This window comes from Mycobacterium sp. 852002-40037_SCH5390672 (genome assembly GCF_001665875.1).
In the GTDB taxonomy this organism is placed as follows: Bacteria; Actinomycetota; Actinomycetes; order Mycobacteriales; family Mycobacteriaceae; genus Mycobacterium.
This window is the reverse complement of the sequence record NZ_LZTA01000072.1, coordinates 27,898-48,910: the sequence shown is the minus strand read 5'-3', so window position 1 is coordinate 48,910 and position 21,013 is coordinate 27,898. Positions and strand designations below refer to the sequence as shown.

The following is a 21,013-nucleotide window of genomic DNA, read 5'->3' as shown; positions in this document are numbered from 1 at the left end:
GGTCCTAACCGCCCCGGGGGGCGGGGCCCCCGGCGGCGGGGCGGGCGGCGGGCGCCCGCCCCGCCCCCCCCCCCCGGCCCCCCCCCCCCCCGCCCGCCGGGGGGGGGCCCCCCCCCCCGCGGCGGCCGGCTTCCACCCATTGCTTCAGATCCCCGCGCAGTTTCGCGGCATTCTTGGACGAAAGATCAATCTCGTACGTCACCCCGTCAAGCCCGAATTCCACCGTTTCGTCGGCCGCGCCGGCACCGTCGAAATCATCGACCAAGGTGACGGTCACTTTTTTTGCCATTGGCTTACCCTCGCATTTCGTCCTGAGCGGTTACTGAGCAGATTGGATCGACCTCCCCGGTCACCAATGTGCCATAACAGCGCAGCATACTCAATCTGTACGGAAGCCGCACAGTTGAACTTTCAACTACGCTTGTGGCCGAACAATCGGGAACAAAACTGTCTCTCGAATTGACAGTCCAGTCAATGTCATCAACAACCGGTCGATACCCATTCCCGTTCCGGTACATGGCGGCATCGCATACTCCAGTGCGGCAAGAAAGTCTTCGTCGAGCACCATGGCTTCGTCGTCGCCCGCGGCGGCCGCGCGGGCTTGCGCGGCGAACCTCTCACGCTGCACGACGGGATCGTTCAATTCGGAGTACCCGGTGGCCAGTTCAACTCCGCGCACATACAGGTCCCACTTCTCGGTGACGCCCGCGAGACTGCGATGCTGGCGCGTCAAAGGCGTTGTCTCGACCGGGAAATCCCGCACGAAGGTGGGAGCGACGAGCGCGTTGCCCACCGTGTGCTCCCACAGTTCCTCGACGATCTTTCCGTGCCCGTAGCCCCGGTCTCCGGGAATCTCGACACCGAGCCGATCGGCGATGCTGAGCAGTTGCTCTACCGACGTCGCAGGCGTGATCTCTTCACCGAGTGCCGCAGACAGTGATGGGTACATTTGTATGGAAGCCCATTCTCCGTCTATGTCGTAGACACTGCCGTCGGGCAGCGGTAGTTGTCGGGTTCCGATCGCGTCATCGGCCACCTCTTGAATAAGCTCACGCGTCACTACTGCTGAATCGTCATACGTTCCGTACGCCTGGTAGGTCTCGAGCATGGAAAATTCCGGAGAATGGGTGGAATCCGCACCTTCGTTTCGGAACACTCGATTTAGTTCGAAAACCCTGTCGAAACCACCGACGACGCAGCGCTTGAGGAACAGTTCGGGTGCGATCCTCAAGTAGAGATCGATGTCCAGTGCATTGGAATGTGTGATGAAGGGCCGCGCCGCCGCGCCACCGGCCAGCGTCTGCAACATTGGGGTTTCGACTTCGAGAAACCCGCGCCGTTCCAATGCGTTGCGTATCGCGCGGATGACGGCGATCCGCTGGCGGGCCACCGTGCGTGCCTGCGGGCGCACGATCAGGTCGACGTAGCGCTGCCGCACCCGCGCCTCTTCACTCATTTCCTTGTGCGCGACCGGCAGCGGACGCAACGACTTGGACGCCATCTGCCAGGAGTCGGCCAGCACGGACAATTCGCCGCGCCGCGAACTGATCACGTTGCCGTGCACATAGACGATGTCACCGAGGTCGACGTCGGCCTTCCACGCGTCCAGAGATTGCCGGCCGACCTTGTCGAGGCTGATCATCACCTGCAGGCTGGTGCCGTCACCCTCCTGCAGCGTGGCGAAACAGAGTTTGCCGGAGTTGCGGGCAAAGATCACCCGGCCGGCCACGCCGACGAGGTCATCGGTCGCGGTGTCGACCGGCAGGTCGGGATGGGCGGCACGGACCTGCGCCAGCGTGTGGGTGCGTTCGACGGCGACCGGATAGGGATCATGCCCCTCGGCGAGCAACCGAGCGCGCTTATCCCGGCGAATTCGGTACTGCTCGGGAATATCTAGATCGTCGGCACTCACGACGTGCCAGCTTAAAGGACTGGGCTTCGAGGACGCGCCGACGGCTTTGCCTGCGCGCCCCGGTGCGAAGCCGGTGCGTCAGCGCGCCGTCTTCAGCCGGCCGCGCTGGGCGTCGCGGTTGCGTTCGAAGATCAGCCGCAGGCCGTGCAGGGTCAGGTGCTGGTCGTAGTGGCTGACGGTCTGCAACTCGGGCAGCAGCAGCGGCGCGGTGTGGCCGGTGGCGACGATGGCGACGTCGTCGCCGGCAAACCCGTCCACGTCCTCGCGGATGCGTCCGACCAAGCCGTCGACCAGTCCGGCGAAACCGAACACCGCACCCGCCTGCATGCACTCGACGGTGTTCTTGCCGACCACCGAACGGGGACGGGTCAACTCCACCCGGCGCAGGGCGGCCGAGCGGGCCGCGGCGGCATCGGAGGACACCTGCAATCCGGGCGCGATCGCACCGCCGAGGAATTCACCCTTGCCCGACACGACGTCCACACAGATCGAGGACCCGAAGTCGATGACGATGGCGGGGCTGTTGAAACGGTGAAAAGCCGCCAGGCAGTTGACGATTCGGTCGGCGCCGACTTCCTTGGGGTTGTCGACGAGCAGCGGGATGCCGGTGCGCACCCCGGGCTCGATCAGCACGTGGGGCACCGACGGCCAGTACTGGTCGAGCATCAGCCGCACCTCGTGCAGCACCGAGGGGACGGTCGACAGCGCCGCGGCGCCGGTGAGCCGCTCGGAGTCGTCGCCGATGAGACCGTCGATGGTCAGCGCCAATTCGTCGGCGGTGATTTCCGCCTCGGTGCGAATCCGCCATTGCTGCACGACATTTGCGTGCTCTTTGGATCCGGATATCAGCCCGACGACGGTGTGGGTGTTACGGACGTCGATCGCCAGCAGCACGGCTACCGCGCAACGATCCGGGGATCCAGCAGCTCGGCCGCGTCGGCGGGCACGAATGCCGGATCGTGGCCGAGGTCGATCGGCACGTTGTCGGCGTCGACGAAGACGATCCGCGGCTGGTATGCCCGCGCCTCCGCCTCTTCCATGGTCCCATAGGCGATCAGGATCACCAGGTCACCCGGATGGACGAGATGCGCTGCCGCACCGTTGATTCCGATCACACCACTGCCGCGTTCGCCGGTGATCGCGTAGGTGACGAGCCGGGCGCCATTGTCGATGTCGACGATCGTCACCTGTTCGCCCTCGAGCAGGTCCGCGGCGTCCATCAGATCGGCGTCGATGGTTACCGAGCCGACGTAGTGCAGGTCGGCCTGCGTGACGGTGGCCCGGTGGATCTTAGACTTGAGCATCGTCCGTAGCATCAATTCCTCCAAGGTGATTGGGCGTATTGTCCGTCCGGCCCAGCGGTGCCGGCGGGTGTTTCGATCTGCATTTCGATGTTGTCCAGCAGCCTGGTGGTGCCCAGCCGCGCCGCGACCAGCAGTCGGGCCGAACCACGGGCGGGCGCCGGGCCCAGGCCGGCGCCGCGCAACTCGAGGTAGTCGACGGTGAGGTCGGACACGGCGTCGAGCACCGCACGCGCCGCGTTCAGCGCGGCGGCCGCGCCGAGGTGCGCGGCGTGCGCACCGGCCGTCAGCGCCGCCGAAAGTGTCACGGCCAGTTCGCGTTGCGTGGGGTCCAGATAGCGGTTGCGCGACGACATCGCCAAGCCGTCGGATTCCCGGACAGTCGGCACCCCGACGACCTGCACGTCGATGTTGAGATCGGCGACCATCTGCCGGATCATCACCAGCTGCTGATAGTCCTTCTCGCCGAAGAAGATTCGATCCGGCCGCACGATCTGCAGCAGCTTGCACACCACGGTCAGCACGCCGGCGAAATGGGTCGGCCGGGCGCCGCCCTCGAGTTCGCCGGCCAGCGGACCGGGCTGCACGGTGGTGCGCAATCCGTCGGGATACATCGCGGCGGCCGTTGGGGCGAAGACGATTTCGACGCCTTCGGAGCGCAGCAGGGCGACGTCGCCGTCCAGCGTCCGGGGATAGGCGTCGAGGTCCTCACCGGCCCCGAATTGCAGCGGGTTGACGAAGATCGACACCACGACCACCGCGCCGGGCACCCGCTTCGCCGCGCGCACCAACGCCAGGTGCCCGTCGTGCAGTGCGCCCATGGTGGGTACCAACATCACGCGGCGCCCGGTTTGGCGCAGTGCGCGGCTGACGTCGGTGACGTCGCGCGGGACGGAGTAGACGTTGAGTTCGCCCGCCGTGAAGGCCGGTGGCTTGCCGGGTCTCATGGCGCCAGAACCTCCATGACGTCCTCGGTGGCGTGCGCGCGCTGGGCGGTCCGCAACGCGTTCACCCGGTAGGCCTGCGCCAGCTCCGGTCCGACCTGACTCAGCGCGGCCAGATGGCCCGCGACCGCGGCCGCGTCGCCACGTGCGACGGGACCGGTCAGCGCGGCCTGCCCGCGTTGCAGGGTGTTCTCCAGCGCGGCCCTGGCCAGCGGCCCGATGATGCGCTCGGCGATGCCGCCCGGCTGGTCGTCGACGGACTGCTGGCCGAGCAGTTCGCTGCCGCGCAGCGCGGCGCGCAACGCCTCGAGCGCGTCGGCGAGCACGGTCACGATGTGGTTGCCGGCGTGGGCCAGTGCGGCGTGGTACAGGACGCGGGCGTCCTCGGCCACACAGAACGGTTCCCCGCCCATCTCCAAGACCAGCGATTGTCCGATCGCGTATCCGACTTCGTCGGCCGCGGTGATGCCGAAGCAGGTATCGGGCAGGCGGCTGATGTCTTCATCGGAGCCGGTGAAGGTCATCACCGGGTGAATCGCCAGCGGTATGCAACCCTGTCGAGCCAGCGGCTCGAGAATGCCCACCCCGTTCGCGCCGGACACGTGCACCACGATGGTGCCGGGGCGCACCGCCGACGTCGCCGCCAATCCGGACACCAGAGCGGCGAGTTCGCCGTCGGGAACCGCGAGCAGCAACAGCTCGGCGCCGGCGGCCACGTCCTGGGGCGTTGTCACCGGAGTATCGGGCAGCCGGCGTTGTGCCCGCTGCAGCGACGCATGGGAGATGGCGCTACACGCCACCACGACATGATCCGCGCGCTCCAGCGCGACACCGAGCGCGGTGCCCACCCGGCCGGCCGAGATGACTCCCACCTTGAGCCGAGCCGGGCGCAGACCGTCGAACTGCACCATCGCAGACGACCTCACAAATATCTTGTTTCGTTCCGGTCCCACATGGTGGGTACCGTTCGGTCACTACGACTGTAGTCGATTACCAGGCGCTACCCAATGTGAGGAAGCTCCCAGCTCAGCCTTCGCGGCGACGGCGCCGGCCGCCTTCGGAGGGCTGAACCTGCAGCCGGGCCAACAGATCGGCCACCGACTGGCCGCCCGTCGACGTGCCTTCACCCGCGCCGTCGGGGTCCTCCTGCTGCGGTTCACCGCCGTGCCGGGGCGCCTGCTCCGGCACCGGGGGCGGTGCCAGCCGTGGCGGCGGGGGCGCGCCGGCGGACGGTCCCGGGTGCATCGGGGGGACCGGCGGTGGGGGTGGCGGCGTCGCGGCGGCCGGCGGGGGCGCCGCCCCGGCCGGTGGAGATGCGGCCGGGGGCTCGTTGCCGGGCGAGAAATTGCGCACACCGTAGTCGCGGTACTCCGCCGAGTGGCGCGACCGCGCCCGGCGGCCGGCGTCGCCGGACGGCGGGGGCGGCACCGGCTCGACGGGCTGGCCGTCCCAGGCTTCGTCGACGCCCGAATGCCTTGCACGCCGCCGTTCACCGGCCGGTCCGCCGGGAGAATCGGCGCTGGCCCAATTGCTGCCCGGGGCTCCGGGCGGCAACCACTGCCCTTCCGCGGCGGCCGGCTGCCAACCGTGGCCTGGCCAGTGCGCCTGGGGCTCACGCTGAGGTTCTGGCGCTGGTTCTGGTTCGGGCCGAGGTTCGGACGCCGGCTCCGGTGGGAACTGAGCCGCCGCGTGCGACGCCGGCGGTTGCTGGCGAGGCTCGAACCGTGGCTCCGCCGGTCGTGCGTACGCGGACTCCTCGGCGTACGCGGACTCCTCGGCGTACCCGGGCTCCTCGGCGTACAGGGGCTCCTCGGCGTACGCCGGATCCCGGGCCGGTTCGTACTGGTGGCGGACCCGCTCCCGCCGGGGTGGCGGTTGCTGGCGAGGGGGAATCAGCGGTTCCTCGGGCACGTCGATGATGCCGTCGTCGGCGCGGCCGGCGTTGTCCCGCGGCACCGACGTCACCCGGTCGCTGGACACCCAGTCGACGGGGGTGTCGCGGGGGTTCTCGCCGTTGCGCTCCCACTCGCTGTACGCGCGTTCGGGCTGCGGCTCGGACTCGGATGTCCCCCCGAGGGCCGGGCGGTGCGCCAGGTCGGTGTCGAAGAGGATTTCCAGGCTGGTCCGCAAGGCCGAAAGTTCCGCGCGCAGCTCGGCCAGATCGTCGGCGGCCTGGGCGCGCAGCTCGGATGCCAGCTCGCGGCGCAGCTGGGATTCGACGGTCAGTTCGTATTCACGCCGGGCCGAGATCTCCCGGTCCAGCTGTAGGTCGTAGACCAGCTTGAGGTCGCGGACGCGGGATTGATCGGCGTCGCTTTGGCGGCGATACAGCACGGAAACGAAGGCGCCGGCGACTGCGGCCCACAGCGCCAGGATTACAGCGAGCTTGAGAAGTTCCACCCGATTGGTGAAAACCAATGCGGAACTGGCCCCTATCGCGAGGACCAGCAACGCGGTCAAGAGCACCCACCCCGGCCTGCGGCCGCCGCGCCGCACCCGGGCGCCGCGGGACAGAACGGTCATGGCCTGAGAGTACCTGTGCGAGGTCAATCCGCGTGTCGCGCGGCTCCGGCGATTCTCGCGCCGGTTATCCGGGCGGCCGGGAGAGTTAATCGGCCGTCGGCCGGCGGCAACCCCCGCGGCGGGCTAGTTTTCGGCGCCCTCGCCGTGCTCACCCGGATCCTGCGGTGACTTGCAGCAATGTTGCAGCCACAGTGCGGCAACGAGCAGGGCCAGCGCACTGACGGCCGCCACCACGGTCCCCGAGGTGTCCTCGGCGGCGGCCCGCAACCAGGACTTGCGTGGCAGGAAATACACCAGGACCCCGACCCACCAGCCCAGCATCAACGCGCCCACCCAGGCCGAGGCCTTGGCGATCATCAGGCTGCGCGCCACCGCAAGCGGATGCAGCCAACCGGGTCCGGACCCGATTTCGCCCTCGCTGATCTTGGCCCGCACGTAGCGCGCCCACAGCGCTTCGACGATGGCCACGGCCAGCAGCGATAGGCCGGTCCACACCGTGATCGGCGGAAACCACCGGTACAGGCCTGTGACCAGCAGATACCCCACCACGGCGGCGCCGACCACGGCGGCGGTCAGGTCACGCTTGCGGGTGGGTCCCATCAGGTAGTCGGCCCCCGATCCGCCGGCGGCTGCCGGTTGGGCCGAAGAGTAAGGCTGGTCGGCCGGACGCCGTCCCGGTCGGCCGCTTCCAGCTGGGCGAGCAGACCGGCGACCTGCTGGGGCCCGTCGGCCAGGGTCAGCCGCGCATCCGGGTCGACATCCAGCCATGGAATGAGCACGAACGCCCGCAGGTGGGCCAGCGGATGCGGCAGCGTCAGGTTGTTCTCCCGGGAGATCAACTGGGTCGGGCCGTAGCAGGCGATCAGGTCGACGTCGAGGGTGCGCGGGCCCCAGCGCTCGCCGCGAACCCTGCCCGCCGCCCGCTCGAACTCTTGCGCGCGGCGCAGCCAGCCCTGCCCGTCGCGGGCCGGGTCGTCGGCGATCAGCACCGCGTTGAGGAACGGCGCCTGATCCACCCGTCCCCAGGGGTCGGTCTCGTACACCGGTGACACCGCGAGCACCGCCTCCCCCAGCCCGTCGACGACCGACTGCAACCGCGCCAGCCGGTCACCCAGGTTGGAGCCGATGGACAGCACCACCCGCGTCATTGGCGCCGCTCCTCGGTCCCGGCTTGAAACCGGTACGAGCCGGCATCATCGTTGCCGTCGGGCGTCATAGCGTGCCGCCCGCCGGGATCACCGAACCGCGGCCGCCGCGGCGCGACCGCCGCACCACCACCGCGACGTCGGCGAACTGCTGGGGGATCGGAGCCTGCGGCTTGTGCACCGCCACCTCGACGGCGTGCACGCGTTCGTCGTGCATCACCTGGTCGGCGATCTGGCCTCCGACGGTTTCGATCAGATTGCGCGCGGGCCCGGCCACCACGTCGGCGGCCAGCTGCGCCAGCGCAGCGTAGTCGTACGTGTCGGCGAGTTCGTCGCTGGCGGTGGCGTCGGCGAGGTCGATCCACACGGTGATGTCGACGACGAAGTCCTGACCGTTGGCGCGCTCGTGGTCGAAAACGCCGTGTTGCCCGCGAACCCTCAACCCGCGCAACTCGATTCGATCAGCCATTGTCTCCAGCCAGCTCCGTGTGCGACCCGGCGGTCCAGGCCGCCACGACCTTGAGGGCATCGACCGTGGCCCGCACATCGTGCACCCGCACCCCCCAGGCCCCGTGCAAGGCGGCCAGCGCGGAAACCACCGCGGTGGCCGTCTCACGTCCGTCGGGTGGGCGCGGCGAACCGTCGTCCCCGGCTAACAACGTACCGAGGAACCGTTTGCGCGATGCGCCCAGTAGCACCGGGATGCCGGTGGCGACCAACTGCGGCAGGGCATGCAGCAGCGCCCAATTGTGTTGTCCCGTCTTGGCGAATCCCAGTCCGGGATCGATCATCAGCTGGCCGGGGTCGACACCGGCGGACACCGCGGCGTCGACGCTGGCCAAGAGTTCGGCGCGCACCTCGGCGACCACGTCGCGGTAGTGCGGCGCCGCGTGCGGACGCTGCGCCGACACCGACCGCCAATGCATAAGCACCCAGGGCACTTTGGCATCGGCCAGCAGCGGCGCCATCGCAGGATCGGCGCGGCCGCCGGACACATCGTTGACTATCCGCGCTCCGCCGCACAGCGCCGCCCGCGCGACTTCGGCGTGCATGGTGTCGATGCTGACGGTAATTCCTTCTGCCGCAAGCTCTTTGACGACGGGGATGACCCGGGACGTCTCGACCTGGGGATCGATCCGCGTGGCGCCGGGCCGGGTCGACTCTCCCCCGACGTCAACGATGTCGGCGCCATCGGCGACCAGGGTCAAACCCTGCGCCACGGCCTTGTCGGGGTCGAGATAACGGCCGCCGTCGGAGAACGAATCGTCAGTGACGTTCAGGACTCCCATTACCTGCACAGGCGCCAGACTCACTTACGCAGGATCAGGTCGAGCGCCTCGGCTCGAGAAGCCGCGTTGGTTTTGAACAGGCCGCGGACCGCCGAGGTGGTGGTGACCGCTCCAGGCTTACGCACACCGCGCATCGCCATGCACAGGTGTTCGGCCTCGACCACGACGATCACGCCGCGCGGATTGAGCTTCTTCACCAGGGCGTCGGCGATCTGGGTGGTGAGCCGCTCCTGCACCTGGGGCCGCTTGGAGTACAGGTCGACCAGCCGGGCGATCTTCGACAGGCCGGTGACCCTGCCGTCGTTGCCCGGGATGTAGCCGACATGGGCGACGCCGTGGAACGCCACCAGGTGGTGCTCACAGGTGGAGTACAGCGGGATTTCCTTGACCAGCACCAGCTCGTCGTGTTCCTCGTCGAACATGGTGTTCAACACGCTGTCGGGATCGGTGTAGAGCCCGGCGAACATCTCGCGGTAGGCGCGCGCGACGCGAGCCGGCGTTTCCCGCAAGCCGTCCCGGTCGGGGTCTTCGCCGATCGCGTGCAGCAACTCGCGGACCGCGGCCTCGGCACGCTCCTGATCGAACGCGCGCGTGGTCGGCATCGCGATGTCCGGCAGCGCCATCGAATCCTCCGTCTGCTCAGCCGTGAGCCGGCGGGTTGGACCGGCTTACGTCGTCATCGTGGCGGTCGGGCGACCCACCCTCCGGGGCGGGCTGACCGGGCGGCGGATACGGCGGATACGGCGGATACGACGGGTGCGCCTGACCCGGGTGACCCGCTCCGGCCGGCTGACCGGGATAACTTTGCTGACCGCCCTGCTGTCCGGGATAGCCCTGCGGGCCCGGGTAACCGCGCGCCGGTTGCTGCCAATAGGGCGGCTGCTGTCCAGGTTGCGCGGGCGGATGCCAGTAATTCGGCTGTTGTTGCGGCGGCCATCCCGGCGCCCGCCAGCCGGCGGGCGCACCGTAGTCGGGTTGGGTGCCCCCCGGTGGCTCTCCCTGACGATTACCGCCGCCCTGCGAGCCATGAGAACCGTTGCCGCCGTTGGCGTTTCGGTCGGCCTCCAGGCGTGCGGCGGCAGCGGCTTCGCTGGCCCGTGCGATGGCCGCCTTGAAGGCCGGCTCGGGGGTGGGCGGCGGCCACGGCTCGCCGCGCTCGATGGCCAACTCGCCGGGCGTCTTTATCGGCGGTTTGTCCGACGGGATACGGCCGCCGAAATCGTCGAACACCGTGAGCCGGGGCCGTTTTTCGACACCGGAGAAGATGCCCTCCAGCTCGGCCCGGTGCAGGGTTTCCTTTTCCAGCAGCTCGCCCGCCAAAATGTCGAGAATGTCGCGGTATTCGGTGAGGATCTCCCACGCTTCGGTGTGCGCGGCCTCGATCAATTTGCGGATCTCGTCATCGATGTCGCGCGCGACCTCGTGTGAATAGTCCGCCTGCGTTCCCATGGTGCGGCCCAGGAACGGGTCGCCGTGCTCCGAACCGTATTTGACCGCACCGAGTTTGGAGCTCATCCCGAATTCGGTGACCATCGCGCGGGCGATTTTGGTCGCCTGCTCGATGTCGGATACCGCGCCGGTCGTCGGCTCCCGGAACACCAGCTCCTCGGCGGCGCGTCCACCCATGGCAAACACCAACTGCGCGATCATCTCCGAGCGGGTCCGCAGGCCCTTGTCTTCCTCCGGCACCGCCACCGCGTGCCCGCCGGTGCGCCCACGCGCCAGGATCGTCACCTTGTAGATCGGCTCGATATCGGGCATCGCCCAGGCCGCCAGGGTGTGCCCGCCTTCGTGATAGGCGGTGATCTTCTTTTCCTGCTCGCTGATGATGCGGCCCTTACGGCGCGGCCCGCCGATCACCCGGTCCACCGCTTCCTCCAGCGCCGCGCTGGTGATGACGGTGCCGTTCTCGCGGGCGGTGAGCAGCGCGGCCTCGTTGATGACGTTGGCAAGGTCGGCGCCGGTCATACCGACGGTGCGCTTGGCCAACCCGTCCAGGTCGGCGTCGGGGCCGATGGGCTTGCCCTTGGAATGCACCTGCAGCACCGCGCGGCGGCCCGCCAGGTCCGGGTTGGACACCGGGATCTGCCGGTCGAAGCGGCCGGGCCGCAGCAGCGCCGGGTCCAGGATGTCGGGCCGGTTGGTGGCGGCGATCAGGATGACGCCGGCCCGCGGGTCGAAGCCGTCCATTTCGACCAGCAACTGGTTCAGCGTCTGCTCGCGCTCGTCGTGACCGCCACCCAGGCCGGCCCCGCGCTGGCGGCCCACCGCGTCGATCTCGTCCACGAAGATGATGCACGGGTTGTTCTGCTTGGCCTGATCGAACAGGTCGCGTACCCGCGACGCACCGACGCCGACGAACATCTCGACGAAGTCGGAGCCCGAGATCGTGAAGAACGGAACCCCGGCCTCCCCGGCAACCGCGCGGGCCAGCAGCGTCTTACCGGTTCCCGGCGGCCCGTAGAGCAGCACGCCCTTGGGGATCTTGGCGCCCAGCGCTTGATAGCGGCCGGGGTTCTGCAGGAAGTCCTTGATCTCGTAGAGTTCCTCGACCGCCTCGTCGACGCCCGCGACGTCGGCGAACGTGGTCTTGGGCATGTCCTTGTTCAGCTGCTTGGCGCGCGATTTGCCGAAGCCGAAGCCCATCCGGGCACCGCCCTGCATGCGGGAGAACATCACGAACAGCCCCACCAGGAGCAGCAGCGGCAGGACGTAGACCAGCAACTCGCCCAGGATGCTGCCCTGGTTGACGACGGTGCTGACCTTCGCGTTCTTGGCGCTCAGCGCATTGAACAGGTCGACCGCGTAGCCACTGGGAAACTTGGTGATGACCTTGTCGGAATTGTCGGTGTCACCGTTGCCCTTCTTCAGGGTCAATCGCAGTTGCTGTTCGCGGTCGTCGATTTGTGCGCTCTTGACGTTGTCGCCGTTGATCTGGGACATCGCCACGGACGTGTCGACGGGCTTATAGCCGCGGGTGTCGTCGCTGAAGTAGAAGAACGACCAACCGAGCAGCACCACGACAGCAATTGCCGCGACGGTGCGAATAACGTTTTTCCGGTTCATCAATCATCGGCCTTGCCGGCCAGGTCCTTCCCCGATGTACACGCAGCTGGAAAAGTCCAGGCTACCGCTAGCGGCGATCGCCAGCTCCGGCAGAGCCGGGGCGCAGCGGGTCGCCGCCATGGTGTCCGGCGGCGATCGCCAGCTCCGGCAGAGCCGGGGCGCAGCGGGTCGCCGCCGTCCTGCTCAGTTAACGACGGCGAGTTCCCGCCTACTCGTAGTAGCGGGCCTCGACCACGTTGCCGTCCGGATCGGCGAAGTAGTACCCCTGCGGCGCCCGTCCCCGCGCGCCGAAGCTGTGGTTGAGCCGCGCGCTGGTATCCACCCCCTCGGCCTGCAGCCGCCGGTCCAGCGCGTCGTATTCGGCCTTCGACAGTGCCAGGCAGATGTGATTGACCGGGTGGCCGGCACTGCCCTCGATCCGGGTCAAAGTTTCGGTCGCCGAAATACCTTCGGAGGGCATCAAGTCGATGATGGAGTCCGCACAAACCCGCACACTCGGAAACGGCGCGTCGCCGGCTTCGAATTCCGCGAACCGGACCGGCTCCAGGCCCACGACGCGCGTGTAGAAGTCCATCGAGATCCGCGGACTTGTCGTCCAGAGCACCACATGGTCCAGCCGCATCAATTCGAGTATTCCCGCCTTACGACGTTTCGGGGCCAACCAAACCCTATTCGGATAAGCCCAACCGGTTCGGGGCCTTCTCAGCCAGCAACCGTTGTGCTTTGGTGAGACGGTGCCCCCAACCCAACGGTTAGTAGATACCAATGGTGCGCGGCTACGGGTGACCGAAGCGGGCGACCGCGGCGCACCGGTGGTGATCCTGGCCCACGGCTTTCCCGAGCTGGCCTACTCCTGGCGCCATCAGATACCCGTCCTCGCCGAAGCCGGCTACCACGTGCTGGCGCCCGACCAGCGCGGCTACGGCGGTTCGGACTGTCCGGAAGCGGTCGATGCGTACGACATTCATCAGTTGACCGCGGACTTGGTCGGCCTGCTCGACGACGTCGGCGCGCAGCGCGCGGTGTGGGTCGGGCACGACTGGGGTGCCGCCGTGGTGTGGAACGCGCCGCTGCTGCACCCGGACCGGGTCGCTGCCGTCGCCGCGATGAGCGTGCCGGTGACACCCCGCCCGCGCGTGGCACCCACGACGGCGTGGCGCAAGACCTTCGGCGAAAACTTCTTCTACATCCTGTACTTCCAGGAACCCGGCGTCGCCGACGCCGAATTGAACGCCGATCCCGCCCGGGTGATGCGGCGCATGGTGGGCGGGTTGCGGACGTCCGGTGACAAGGCCGCGGCGCTGCGGATGGTGGCCCCCGGCCCGGAAGGCTTCATCGACCGGCTGCCCGAACCCGACGGGTTACCGGAGTGGATAAGCCAGGACGAGCTCGACCACTACATCGCCGAGTTCACCCGCACCGGCTTCACCGGCGGCCTGAACTGGTATCGCAATTTCGACCGCAACTGGGAGACCACCCCCGAGCTCGACGGCGCGAAGATCTCGGTCCCGTGTTTGTTCATCGGCGGGACGGCCGATCCCGTCCTGTCGTTCACCCGCACCGACCGCGCCTCGGACGTGATCTCCGGCCCGTACCGCCAGGTGATGATCGACGGCGCCGGACATTGGCTGCAACAGGAGCGCCCCGACGAAGTGAATGCGGCCTTACTGGAATTCCTCAACGGATTGGAGCTGCAATGAGCGCGCCCCTGCGTTTCGGTGTCTTTATCACCCCGTTTCACCCCATTGGCCAATCCCCAACGGTGGCACTGGAATACGACATGGAACGCGTCGTCGCGCTGGATCGGCTCGGATTCGACGAGGCGTGGTTCGGCGAACACCACTCCGGTGGCTACGAGCTGATCGCCTGTCCGGAGGTGTTCATCGCAGCGGCGGCCGAGCGGACCAAACACATCCGGCTGGGCACCGGCGTGGTGTCACTGCCCTACCACCATCCGCTCATGGTGGCCGATCGCTGGGTGCTGCTGGACCATCTGACCCGCGGCCGGGTGATGTTCGGTGCCGGGCCCGGCGCGCTGCCCTCGGACGCGTACATGATGGGCATCGACCCGATCGAGCAGCGCCGGATGATGCAGGAATCGCTCGAGGCGATCCTGGCGCTGTTCCGCGCCGCACCCAGCGAACGCATAGACCGTCACTCCGACTGGTTCACCTTGCGCGACGCGCAATTGCACATCCGTCCCTATACCTGGCCCTACCCCGAAATCTCCACGGCGGCAATGATTTCACCGTCGGGACCGCGATTGGCCGGCGCGCTTGGCACCTCGCTGCTGTCGCTGTCGATGTCGGTGCCCGGCGGCTACGCGGCGCTGGAAACGACCTGGGACGTGGTCCGCGAACAGGCCGCGAAGGCGGGCCGGGATGAGCCGGACCGGGCCGACTGGCGCGTCTTGAGCATCATGCACATCGCCGACAGCCGTGAGCAGGCCATCGACGACTGCACTTACGGACTACAGGATTTCGCGAATTACTTCGGCGCCGCCGGATTTGTGCCGTTGGCCAACAGCGTGGAAGGCACCCAGACGCCACACGAGTTCGTCGCGGACTATGCGGCCAAGGGAAACTGCTGCATCGGCACGCCCGAGGACGCCATCGCCCACATCGAGGAGCTGCTCGACCGCTCCGGCGGCTTCGGCACCTTGGTGATGCTCGGCCACGACTGGGCCTCGCCGCAAGCGACTTACCACAGCTATGACCTGATGGCGCGCAAGGTGATTCCGCACTTCAAACGACAGCTCGAAGCGTCCCGATCGTCGCATGACTGGGCGAAAGGCAAGCGCGACCAGCTGATCGGCCGGGCCGGTGAGGCTGTCGTCAAAGCCATCACCGAGCACGTCGACGAGCAGAAAGACGCGGTGCACTGATGCGCGCGGCAGTGTTGCGGGGTGGTCGCATGGTCTGCCGGGACGACGTGCCCGACCCGATACCCGAACCCGGCCAGGTGCTGGTGGGCGTGCGGGCATGCGGGATCTGCGGCTCCGACCTGCATTTCGCCGCTCACGGAGCGCAGGTGCTGGAAATGAGCGACCGGGTAGCCGGTGGTGCGGGCGGCATGCACGTCGACCTGGACCACGACATCTTCATGGGTCACGAGTTCAGCGCCGAGATACTGGAAGCCGGGCCCGACACCGAGACCCATCCACCGGGCACCCTGGTCACGTCGTTGCCGGTGCTGTTGTCCGCCAAGGGCGTCGAACCGATCGTCTACAGCAACAGCACCGTCGGCGGATACGCCGAACGGATGCTGCTCTCGGCCGCGCTGCTGTTGCCCATCCCCAACGGCCTGGACTTCAGGCACGCCTCTCTCACCGAGCCCATGGCGGTGGGGCTGCACGCGGTCAACAAGTCCAACATTGCGCCCGGCGAGACGGCCCTGGTGCTCGGCTGCGGCCCGATCGGCATCGCCATCATCGCCTCCCTGTGCGCGAAAGGCGTTGAAACCGTTGTGGCGTCGGACTTTTCGACCAAGCGACGGGAGCTGGCCACCGCGATGGGTGCCCACCAGACGCTGGATCCGGCGCAGGGTTCACCGTTCGACATCGTCAAGCCCGCGGTGGTATTCGAGGCGGTCGGCGTGCCGGGGATCATCGACGACGTACTGCTCCGGGCGCGGCCCGGCACCCGCCTGGTGGTTGCCGGCGTGTGCATGCAACCCGACACTGTGCATCCGTTCTTCGCGATCGCCAAAGAGATCAATGTGCAGTTCGTGCTCGCCTACACCCCCGATGAGTTCGGCGATTCGCTGCGCGCTCTGGCCGAGGGCGACATCGACGTCAGCCCACTGATTACCGGCGCGGTCGGGCTCGACGGCGTCGGCGCGGCGTTCGATGATCTCGCCGACCCCGAGCGGCACTGCAAGATTCTCGTCACGCCCTGAGGTTGTCGGAGGGCATCCCTACAATCGAACCTATGTTCGAGTCGCCGCTGAATCCCGCCGCGCTGGTGGCGGTGATCGAGTCCACGCATCGGGACGAATCGATGCTGGTGGCCCGTCGGCTGGCAGCGGTGGCGGCGTTGCTTCGGCATCGGGTTGCCACTGCCGAGCGGCCCGAGCGGGATTACGCGGAGATCGACGGCTTCGAGCAGACCGCCGCCGAGGTCGCCGCCGCGATGAACCTCTCGCCCATGGGAGCCAGCTATCTGGTGTCGCATGCGGAGGCGCTGGACACCCGCCTGCCCGAGGTCGCGGCCCTGCTGGCCCAAGGGCGAACGGACTGGCGCACGGTGCGCTTGATCATCAGCCGCACCGACCTCGTCACCGACGCTGAGCTGATCGCCACGCTCGATCGGTCGCTGGCGGCGCGCATCGGCAACTGGCACGGCTGGTCAAGGCAACGGATCGTCAACGCGGTCGACGCGGCCGTGCGATCCGCCGATCCCGACGCCGCCCGTGAGCGCCGCCATGCCGCCGAGGATGACCGCCACATCACGATGCGTGCGAAAAATGACGGGATGTCGGAGATTTACGGCTCAGTCGCGGCAGCCGCCGCAACGGCCTTCGACCGCCGCCTCTCGCAGCTCGCCAAGCAGGTATGCCCGGCCGACCCCCGGACATTCGATCAACGCCGGGCCGACGCGCTGGCCGCGTTGACCGAGGGCCGTGGATTGGGCTGCGCTTGCGGACAACCGGAGTGCCCCGCCCGCGCGGGCGCCCACGATCCCGATAGTGATCGGACCGGGGCGAGGGTCATCATCAACGTGGTGGCCAGCGAGCAGACCGTCGGCGCCGAAGGCGCTGAGCCCGGGTATCTGGAGGGCTATGGCGTCATCGATGCCGAGCAGGTGCGCCAATTGGCGACCGCCGCATCCATACTCATCACCAATCCGGTGACGAGCCCGGTCGAGGCGCTTAGATATCAACCGTCCGCCGCACTCGAGCGGGCCGTCCGGTGCCGGGATCTGACCTGCCGCTTCCCGGGGTGCAGCCGGCCGGCGGTGGTGTGCGACCTCGACCACACCGTTCCGTTCAACCATCAGGATCCGGCGGCGGGCGGGCGAACCACCCTGGACAACCTCAAATGCCTTTGCCGTCAACATCATCGGCTCAAAACTTTCGGCGGATGGCGCGACAAGCAACTTGCCGACGGCACCGTGGTGTGGACGTCGCCGAGCGGACGGGCCTACCCGACCTCTCCTGCCGGCGCCGACCTGTTCCCACAGCCGCGCAGTCCGGCATGCGCGACGCCCGCACCGAGGCGACGCAGTCGCTCACAGCAGCGAAGCACACGAATCGCGCACGCCCGCAAGCTTAATCGCGATCAGCGGCCGATCAACCAAGCCCGCATGCGGCTGGAGCAGGCGCGAAAAGACGAGATCGCGTCGCGCAAATTCCGAAACCACATGCGAGACATGCTCTTCCTGTTCAAGGGTGCGCCGAGCACCAGCCCTTATTGCACCTGGGTGAACGATCCCAGAGAACCGGAAGAATTGCCGTCAGATTGGATGCCCGACGAGCCGGTGCTGCAGCCCTTGCCGGACGACCCGCCGTTTTGATGCGTCGCCGAACCCGCCGCCTCGGCCTTCGAGTCATCCCCCCGCCGGGGGTTGAGCGATGACCGTGGGTTTGACACCGTACCGCGGCACCGCAAAGTGTGCTGCGGCGGCGCGCCCCACCCCACCGGCCGGCATCATGGGCACCCCACCCACCGCGTTGGTGGCGCGTTCAACGGCGCCTGCAGAAGTGGCGCCATTGAGCGCAACGGCGACTGAAGGTGCCGCCGGGGCCGCGCTGGCCCAGCCCGCCGGGACCGATAAGCCACCGATCGATGCCGCCTTGCCGACGGCTCCGCCAATCGCGCCCATCGAGCCCAGGCCTGCGCCGGAAATAGCCGAGGGAACAACGGATTCTGCGGCTTTGGCGACGCCCTCGCCGGCGGCCTTCGCGGCGGGCATCATGCCCTGAGCGATACTTTGGATGTCTTTGAACGAGGTGGTGAAGAGCCGCGTCGGCGAGATCAATCGAATGAACGCGTCGAAGGGTGTGCTGGCATCCAACGTTTGCGACCCCGTCAAACCCTCCAACAGGTCACCCAATGGGCCCCCCACGACAAGCCCATCGCCTTCGGGGTTGAGGCTGATTCCACCAAGGGAAAGCATGGGATTGGCGGAGGATTGTGGGTTATTCGTCAATCCACCTAGCGCAGACAGCGTTTGGGGCACCATGTCGAGCCCCTGCTTAGCGTTGCTCGCGTTGGCGCCGACCGCTTGGGCCACCGCGGCGGCCTGACTGGCGGCCCCGGTGTTGGTCATGGGTGCCGCAGACTCGAACGGCGGCAACGTCGAGGCCGCTGCCGACGTACCGGCATACCCGTACATCGCGGCCGCGTCTTGAGCCCACATCTCGCCGTATTGGGCTTCGGTGGCGGCGATGGCCGGGGTGTTCTGACCAAGGAGGTTCGTGGCCAGCAACTCCATCAACAACGCCCGGTTCGCCGCGATCACCGGTGGGGGCACCGTCTCGACGAACGCCACCTCATAAGCACCGGCTGCGGCCATCGCTTGGGCGGCTGCGTGTTCCACCTGCCCCGCCGTGCCGGTCAGCCACGCCACTTGCGGCGCAGCCGCCGTCAGCATCGACGACGCGGCCGGCCCTTGCCATGCTCCCCCGCTGAAGCCGGCAATTACCGACCCGTAGGAGCTGGCTGCGGATTGCAGCGCAGCGGCCAGACCGTCCCATGCCGTCGCGGCGGCCAGCAGCGGCCCTGAGCCGGGTCCCGAATAGATCAGTGCCGAGTTGATCTCCGGCGGTAGTTGCGCAAAGTCCAGCATGTTTCCCCCTAACCGACCGCGGCGGCGTTGGCGGTCTCGGTGTCGACGTACGAACCGGCGCTGATCCCGAGCATTGTGGCCAGCTGCTCGCGAACCGCCGCAGCCTGCGCACTGATCTCCTGGAAGAGCTGCCCGTGCCGGGAAAACTGTGCAGCGGTCAAGATCGACACCACATCGGCAGCGGCGGGGGCTACTGCTGTTGTCGCGGCCGCCGTGCCCGAATTACTCTCGCGCACTGCGTTATTGATGCTCTGCAACTCGCGGGAAGCCGCATCTAGTAGTTCGGGCCGCGCCATCAAGAAAGACATGATTTTTCAAACTCCTTCACAATCAACAGCTCTCAGCACAATTTGCCGTGCCGAGTCAGACGACTGGATACGTTAAGTCAGTCATGTTCAGCGAAGACAGGCCCACAGTCGCTAATTCATGACCGAGTCGCAAAGTATTTACTGAAATCCTGGCAAGATATGGGTTTTAAATGAAAGATATTGCAAACCAATATGATTAGAGACATATATGAACTTATATGCCATTTCAGTGGTAGCGGTTGAGCCTTTCCCATGGCGCATCACCTCTCGGGATCACCCGCGGATGAGTACGCGCCGGCTCGAACTCGCGCCAACCGACGGCCCAGACGCTAGGGTGCCAGGCATGCCGGTCGCACCGAATGCCTCGAGGTTTGTCCGCCGATCGATCGCCGTGGCCGCGGCCGGGCTGACGATCGCCGCAATGTCGGCGTGCGACAAGCACAATGCGCCGCAGCCCGGGGCCAACCCCCGGCAGGTCACGGTGGTGGGCACCGGCCAGGTTCAGGGCGTCCCGGACACCCTGACCGCCGACGTCGGCATCGAATTCAGCGCACCCGACGTCACCACCGCGATGAACCAGACCAACGACCGTCAACAGGCGGTCATCAACGCAGTGACCGGCGCCGGCATCGACCACAAGGACATCAGCACCACCGAGGTCACGCTGTCGCCGGAATACAACAGTCCCGGGCCCAGCGGCACGGCCGCCATCACCGGATACCGCGCCACCAACGCCATCGCGGTCAAGATCCACCCGACGGATGCCGCGTCGCGGCTGCTGGCCCTCATCGTCGGCACCGGCGGCGACGCCACCCGGATCAAGTCCGTCCGCTATTCCATCGCCGACGATTCCCAGCTGGTGAAGGATGCCCGGTCGCGAGCGTTCAACGACGCCAAGAGTCGCGCCGAGCAGTACGCCCAGCTGTCCGGGCTACGGCTGGGCCGGGTGCTGTCCATCTCGGAGGCCACCGGCAACACCCCGCCGGCCGGGGCGCCGCGGGCCATGCCGTCCATGGTCCCGCTGGAGCCCGGCCAGCAAACCGTGAACTTCTCGGTGAACGCGGTGTGGGAGTTGGACTGAGCCCGACGAACCCGGGCCGGTTCTACTGCTGGTAGACCCTGGGGTCCAGGGTGCCGATGTAGGACAGGTCGCGGTAGCGCTCGTCGTAATCGAGGCCGTAGCCGACGACGAAGTCGTTGGGGATGTCGAAGCCCACGTAGGCGATGTCGACGTGGGCTCCCTGCGCGTCGGGCTTGCGCAGCAGCGTGCACACCCGCAGCGAGCGGGGGTGCCGCGTTTTGAGGTTGCGCAGCAGCCAAGACAGGGTCAGGCCCGAGTCGACGACGTCCTCGACGATCAGCACGTCGCGGCCCTCGATATCGCGGTCCAGGTCCTTGAGAATCCGCACCACGCCCGAGGACGACGTCGACGAACCGTAGGAGCTGACGGCCATGAATTCGAACTGGGTGGGCAACGGGATTGCGCGGGCCAGGTCGGTGACAAAGATCACAGCGCCCTTCAGCACGGTGATCAGCAGCAGGTCCTGACCGGTCTCGGTCGCCGCGTCGCGGTAGTTCTCCCCGATTTCGGCGCCGAGTTCGGCGATTCGCGCCTGAATTTGCGCCGACGTAAGCAGGACAGACTTGATATCCCCGGGGTAGAGCTCCGCGGGCTGAGCGGGGGTGATCGCCGAGGAGATCTGGGCCACGCCCACAGCGTGCCACGACGGCGGGCGA

General features: G+C 67.5%; 22 protein-coding genes. 5 read left to right on the top strand and 17 right to left on the bottom strand.

Annotation, left to right across the window (positions count from 1 at the left end):
• Nucleotides 1-4: 4 nt before the first annotated feature.
• The 14 genes from A5782_RS27275 to A5782_RS12765 form a co-directional block, all read right to left on the bottom strand.
• Nucleotides 5-289, bottom strand: coding sequence for an Lsr2 family protein (locus A5782_RS27275; protein WP_067100084.1), 285 nt, complete (start codon nt 287-289; stop codon nt 5-7).
• A gap of 126 nt (nt 290-415) precedes the next feature.
• Nucleotides 416-1,912, bottom strand: a complete 1,497-nt coding sequence (gene lysS / locus A5782_RS12825; RefSeq protein WP_067100082.1) for a lysine--tRNA ligase — start codon at nt 1,910-1,912, stop codon at nt 416-418.
• A gap of 78 nt (nt 1,913-1,990) precedes the next feature.
• On the bottom strand, nt 1,991-2,806 hold the full coding sequence (locus tag A5782_RS12820) for a type III pantothenate kinase (RefSeq protein WP_067100080.1): 816 nt from the start codon (nt 2,804-2,806) through the stop codon (nt 1,991-1,993).
• A gap of 2 nt (nt 2,807-2,808) precedes the next feature.
• Complete coding sequence (gene panD, locus A5782_RS12815) at nt 2,809-3,228, bottom strand: aspartate 1-decarboxylase (RefSeq protein ID WP_067100078.1); 420 nt, start codon at nt 3,226-3,228, stop codon at nt 2,809-2,811.
• Nucleotides 3,228-4,160: a pantoate--beta-alanine ligase gene (gene panC, locus A5782_RS12810; protein WP_067100076.1), complete on the bottom strand. Its 933-nt coding sequence runs from the start codon at nt 4,158-4,160 to the stop codon at nt 3,228-3,230. Before panC ends, panD begins: the two co-directional genes overlap by 1 nt.
• Nucleotides 4,157-5,068: a Rossmann-like and DUF2520 domain-containing protein gene (locus A5782_RS12805; RefSeq protein WP_067100074.1), complete on the bottom strand. Its 912-nt coding sequence runs from the start codon at nt 5,066-5,068 to the stop codon at nt 4,157-4,159. The genes panC and A5782_RS12805 overlap by 4 nt, the downstream gene beginning before the upstream one ends.
• 115 nt (nt 5,069-5,183) lie before the next feature.
• Nucleotides 5,184-6,680: a DUF6779 domain-containing protein gene (locus A5782_RS12800; RefSeq protein WP_067100072.1), complete on the bottom strand. Its 1,497-nt coding sequence runs from the start codon at nt 6,678-6,680 to the stop codon at nt 5,184-5,186.
• 123 nt (nt 6,681-6,803) lie between these two features.
• Nucleotides 6,804-7,280 (bottom strand): DUF3180 domain-containing protein, encoded by a 477-nt coding sequence (locus A5782_RS12795; RefSeq protein ID WP_067100070.1) that lies wholly within the window; start codon nt 7,278-7,280, stop codon nt 6,804-6,806.
• On the bottom strand, nt 7,280-7,828 hold the full coding sequence (folK, locus tag A5782_RS12790) for a 2-amino-4-hydroxy-6-hydroxymethyldihydropteridine diphosphokinase (protein WP_067100068.1): 549 nt from the start codon (nt 7,826-7,828) through the stop codon (nt 7,280-7,282). Before folK ends, A5782_RS12795 begins: the two co-directional genes overlap by 1 nt.
• A 64-nt stretch (nt 7,829-7,892) precedes the next feature.
• The gene (gene folB / locus A5782_RS12785; protein ID WP_067100066.1) at nt 7,893-8,294 is read right to left on the bottom strand and encodes a dihydroneopterin aldolase; all 402 of its coding nucleotides are present in this window, start codon (nt 8,292-8,294) and stop codon (nt 7,893-7,895) included.
• Nucleotides 8,287-9,138, bottom strand: a complete 852-nt coding sequence (gene folP / locus A5782_RS12780; protein WP_156623917.1) for a dihydropteroate synthase — start codon at nt 9,136-9,138, stop codon at nt 8,287-8,289. The genes folB and folP overlap by 8 nt, the downstream gene beginning before the upstream one ends.
• Nucleotides 9,135-9,737, bottom strand: a complete 603-nt coding sequence (gene folE / locus A5782_RS12775; protein WP_067100062.1) for a GTP cyclohydrolase I FolE — start codon at nt 9,735-9,737, stop codon at nt 9,135-9,137. The genes folP and folE overlap by 4 nt, the downstream gene beginning before the upstream one ends.
• Before the next feature lie 16 nt (nt 9,738-9,753).
• Nucleotides 9,754-12,180, bottom strand: coding sequence for an ATP-dependent zinc metalloprotease FtsH (ftsH, locus tag A5782_RS12770; protein WP_067100061.1), 2,427 nt, complete (start codon nt 12,178-12,180; stop codon nt 9,754-9,756).
• 208 nt (nt 12,181-12,388) lie between these two features.
• Entirely contained in the window at nt 12,389-12,802 is a 414-nt protein-coding gene (locus tag A5782_RS12765; RefSeq protein ID WP_067100060.1) for a VOC family protein, read from the bottom strand.
• 112 nt (nt 12,803-12,914) lie between these two features.
• On the opposite strand from A5782_RS12765, the gene A5782_RS12760 reads away from it, so the two are divergent.
• From A5782_RS12760 to A5782_RS12745, 4 genes are read left to right on the top strand one after another with little or no spacing between them, the layout of a single operon-like run.
• Nucleotides 12,915-13,880, top strand: a complete 966-nt coding sequence (locus A5782_RS12760) for an alpha/beta fold hydrolase (RefSeq protein WP_156623916.1) — start codon at nt 12,915-12,917, stop codon at nt 13,878-13,880.
• Complete coding sequence (locus tag A5782_RS12755; RefSeq protein WP_067100057.1) at nt 13,877-15,064, top strand: LLM class flavin-dependent oxidoreductase; 1,188 nt, start codon at nt 13,877-13,879, stop codon at nt 15,062-15,064. The genes A5782_RS12760 and A5782_RS12755 overlap by 4 nt, the downstream gene beginning before the upstream one ends.
• Nucleotides 15,064-16,077, top strand: a complete 1,014-nt coding sequence (locus A5782_RS12750; RefSeq protein WP_067100054.1) for a zinc-binding dehydrogenase — start codon at nt 15,064-15,066, stop codon at nt 16,075-16,077. The genes A5782_RS12755 and A5782_RS12750 overlap by 1 nt, the downstream gene beginning before the upstream one ends.
• Nucleotides 16,078-16,109: 32 nt before the next feature.
• A complete protein-coding gene (locus A5782_RS12745; RefSeq protein ID WP_067100052.1) occupies nt 16,110-17,693 on the top strand; it encodes an HNH endonuclease signature motif containing protein in 1,584 nt (527 codons plus the stop codon).
• 33 nt (nt 17,694-17,726) lie between these two features.
• On the opposite strand, the gene A5782_RS12740 is transcribed toward A5782_RS12745, so the two are convergent.
• The gene (locus A5782_RS12740; RefSeq protein ID WP_067100050.1) at nt 17,727-18,968 is read right to left on the bottom strand and encodes a PPE family protein; all 1,242 of its coding nucleotides are present in this window, start codon (nt 18,966-18,968) and stop codon (nt 17,727-17,729) included.
• Nucleotides 18,969-18,976: 8 nt separating this feature from the next.
• Nucleotides 18,977-19,276 (bottom strand): PE family protein, encoded by a 300-nt coding sequence (locus A5782_RS12735; protein WP_067100048.1) that lies wholly within the window; start codon nt 19,274-19,276, stop codon nt 18,977-18,979.
• Nucleotides 19,277-19,619: 343 nt separating this feature from the next.
• Here A5782_RS12735 and A5782_RS12730 point away from each other — a divergent pair, with 343 nt between their 5' ends.
• Nucleotides 19,620-20,357, top strand: a complete 738-nt coding sequence (locus tag A5782_RS12730; RefSeq protein WP_067100046.1) for an SIMPL domain-containing protein — start codon at nt 19,620-19,622, stop codon at nt 20,355-20,357.
• Nucleotides 20,358-20,379: 22 nt separating this feature from the next.
• Here the strand turns inward: A5782_RS12730 and hpt are convergent, their stop codons facing one another.
• Nucleotides 20,380-20,991: a hypoxanthine phosphoribosyltransferase gene (gene hpt, locus A5782_RS12725; RefSeq protein ID WP_067100044.1), complete on the bottom strand. Its 612-nt coding sequence runs from the start codon at nt 20,989-20,991 to the stop codon at nt 20,380-20,382.
• Between the last annotated feature and the right edge of the window lie 22 nt (nt 20,992-21,013).

Coding starts and splice junctions, on each gene's coding strand:
- A5782_RS27275 (WP_067100084.1), bottom strand. CDS start 289: ATGGCAAAAAAAGTGACCGTCACCTTGGTCGATGATTTCGACGGTGCC.
- panD (WP_067100078.1), bottom strand. CDS start 3,228: ATGCTACGGACGATGCTCAAGTCTAAGATCCACCGGGCCACCGTCACG.
- panC (WP_067100076.1), bottom strand. CDS start 4,160: ATGAGACCCGGCAAGCCACCGGCCTTCACGGCGGGCGAACTCAACGTC.
- A5782_RS12805 (WP_067100074.1), bottom strand. CDS start 5,068: ATGGTGCAGTTCGACGGTCTGCGCCCGGCTCGGCTCAAGGTGGGAGTC.
- A5782_RS12800 (WP_067100072.1), bottom strand. CDS start 6,680: ATGACCGTTCTGTCCCGCGGCGCCCGGGTGCGGCGCGGCGGCCGCAGG.
- A5782_RS12795 (WP_067100070.1), bottom strand. CDS start 7,280: ATGGGACCCACCCGCAAGCGTGACCTGACCGCCGCCGTGGTCGGCGCC.
- folK (WP_067100068.1), bottom strand. CDS start 7,828: ATGACGCGGGTGGTGCTGTCCATCGGCTCCAACCTGGGTGACCGGCTG.
- folB (WP_067100066.1), bottom strand. CDS start 8,294: ATGGCTGATCGAATCGAGTTGCGCGGGTTGAGGGTTCGCGGGCAACAC.
- folE (WP_067100062.1), bottom strand. CDS start 9,737: ATGGCGCTGCCGGACATCGCGATGCCGACCACGCGCGCGTTCGATCAG.
- ftsH (WP_067100061.1), bottom strand. CDS start 12,180: ATGAACCGGAAAAACGTTATTCGCACCGTCGCGGCAATTGCTGTCGTG.
- A5782_RS12765 (WP_067100060.1), bottom strand. CDS start 12,802: ATGCGGCTGGACCATGTGGTGCTCTGGACGACAAGTCCGCGGATCTCG.
- A5782_RS12755 (WP_067100057.1), top strand. CDS start 13,877: ATGAGCGCGCCCCTGCGTTTCGGTGTCTTTATCACCCCGTTTCACCCC.
- A5782_RS12750 (WP_067100054.1), top strand. CDS start 15,064: ATGCGCGCGGCAGTGTTGCGGGGTGGTCGCATGGTCTGCCGGGACGAC.
- A5782_RS12745 (WP_067100052.1), top strand. CDS start 16,110: ATGTTCGAGTCGCCGCTGAATCCCGCCGCGCTGGTGGCGGTGATCGAG.
- A5782_RS12740 (WP_067100050.1), bottom strand. CDS start 18,968: ATGCTGGACTTTGCGCAACTACCGCCGGAGATCAACTCGGCACTGATC.
- A5782_RS12735 (WP_067100048.1), bottom strand. CDS start 19,276: ATGTCTTTCTTGATGGCGCGGCCCGAACTACTAGATGCGGCTTCCCGC.
- A5782_RS12730 (WP_067100046.1), top strand. CDS start 19,620: ATGCCGGTCGCACCGAATGCCTCGAGGTTTGTCCGCCGATCGATCGCC.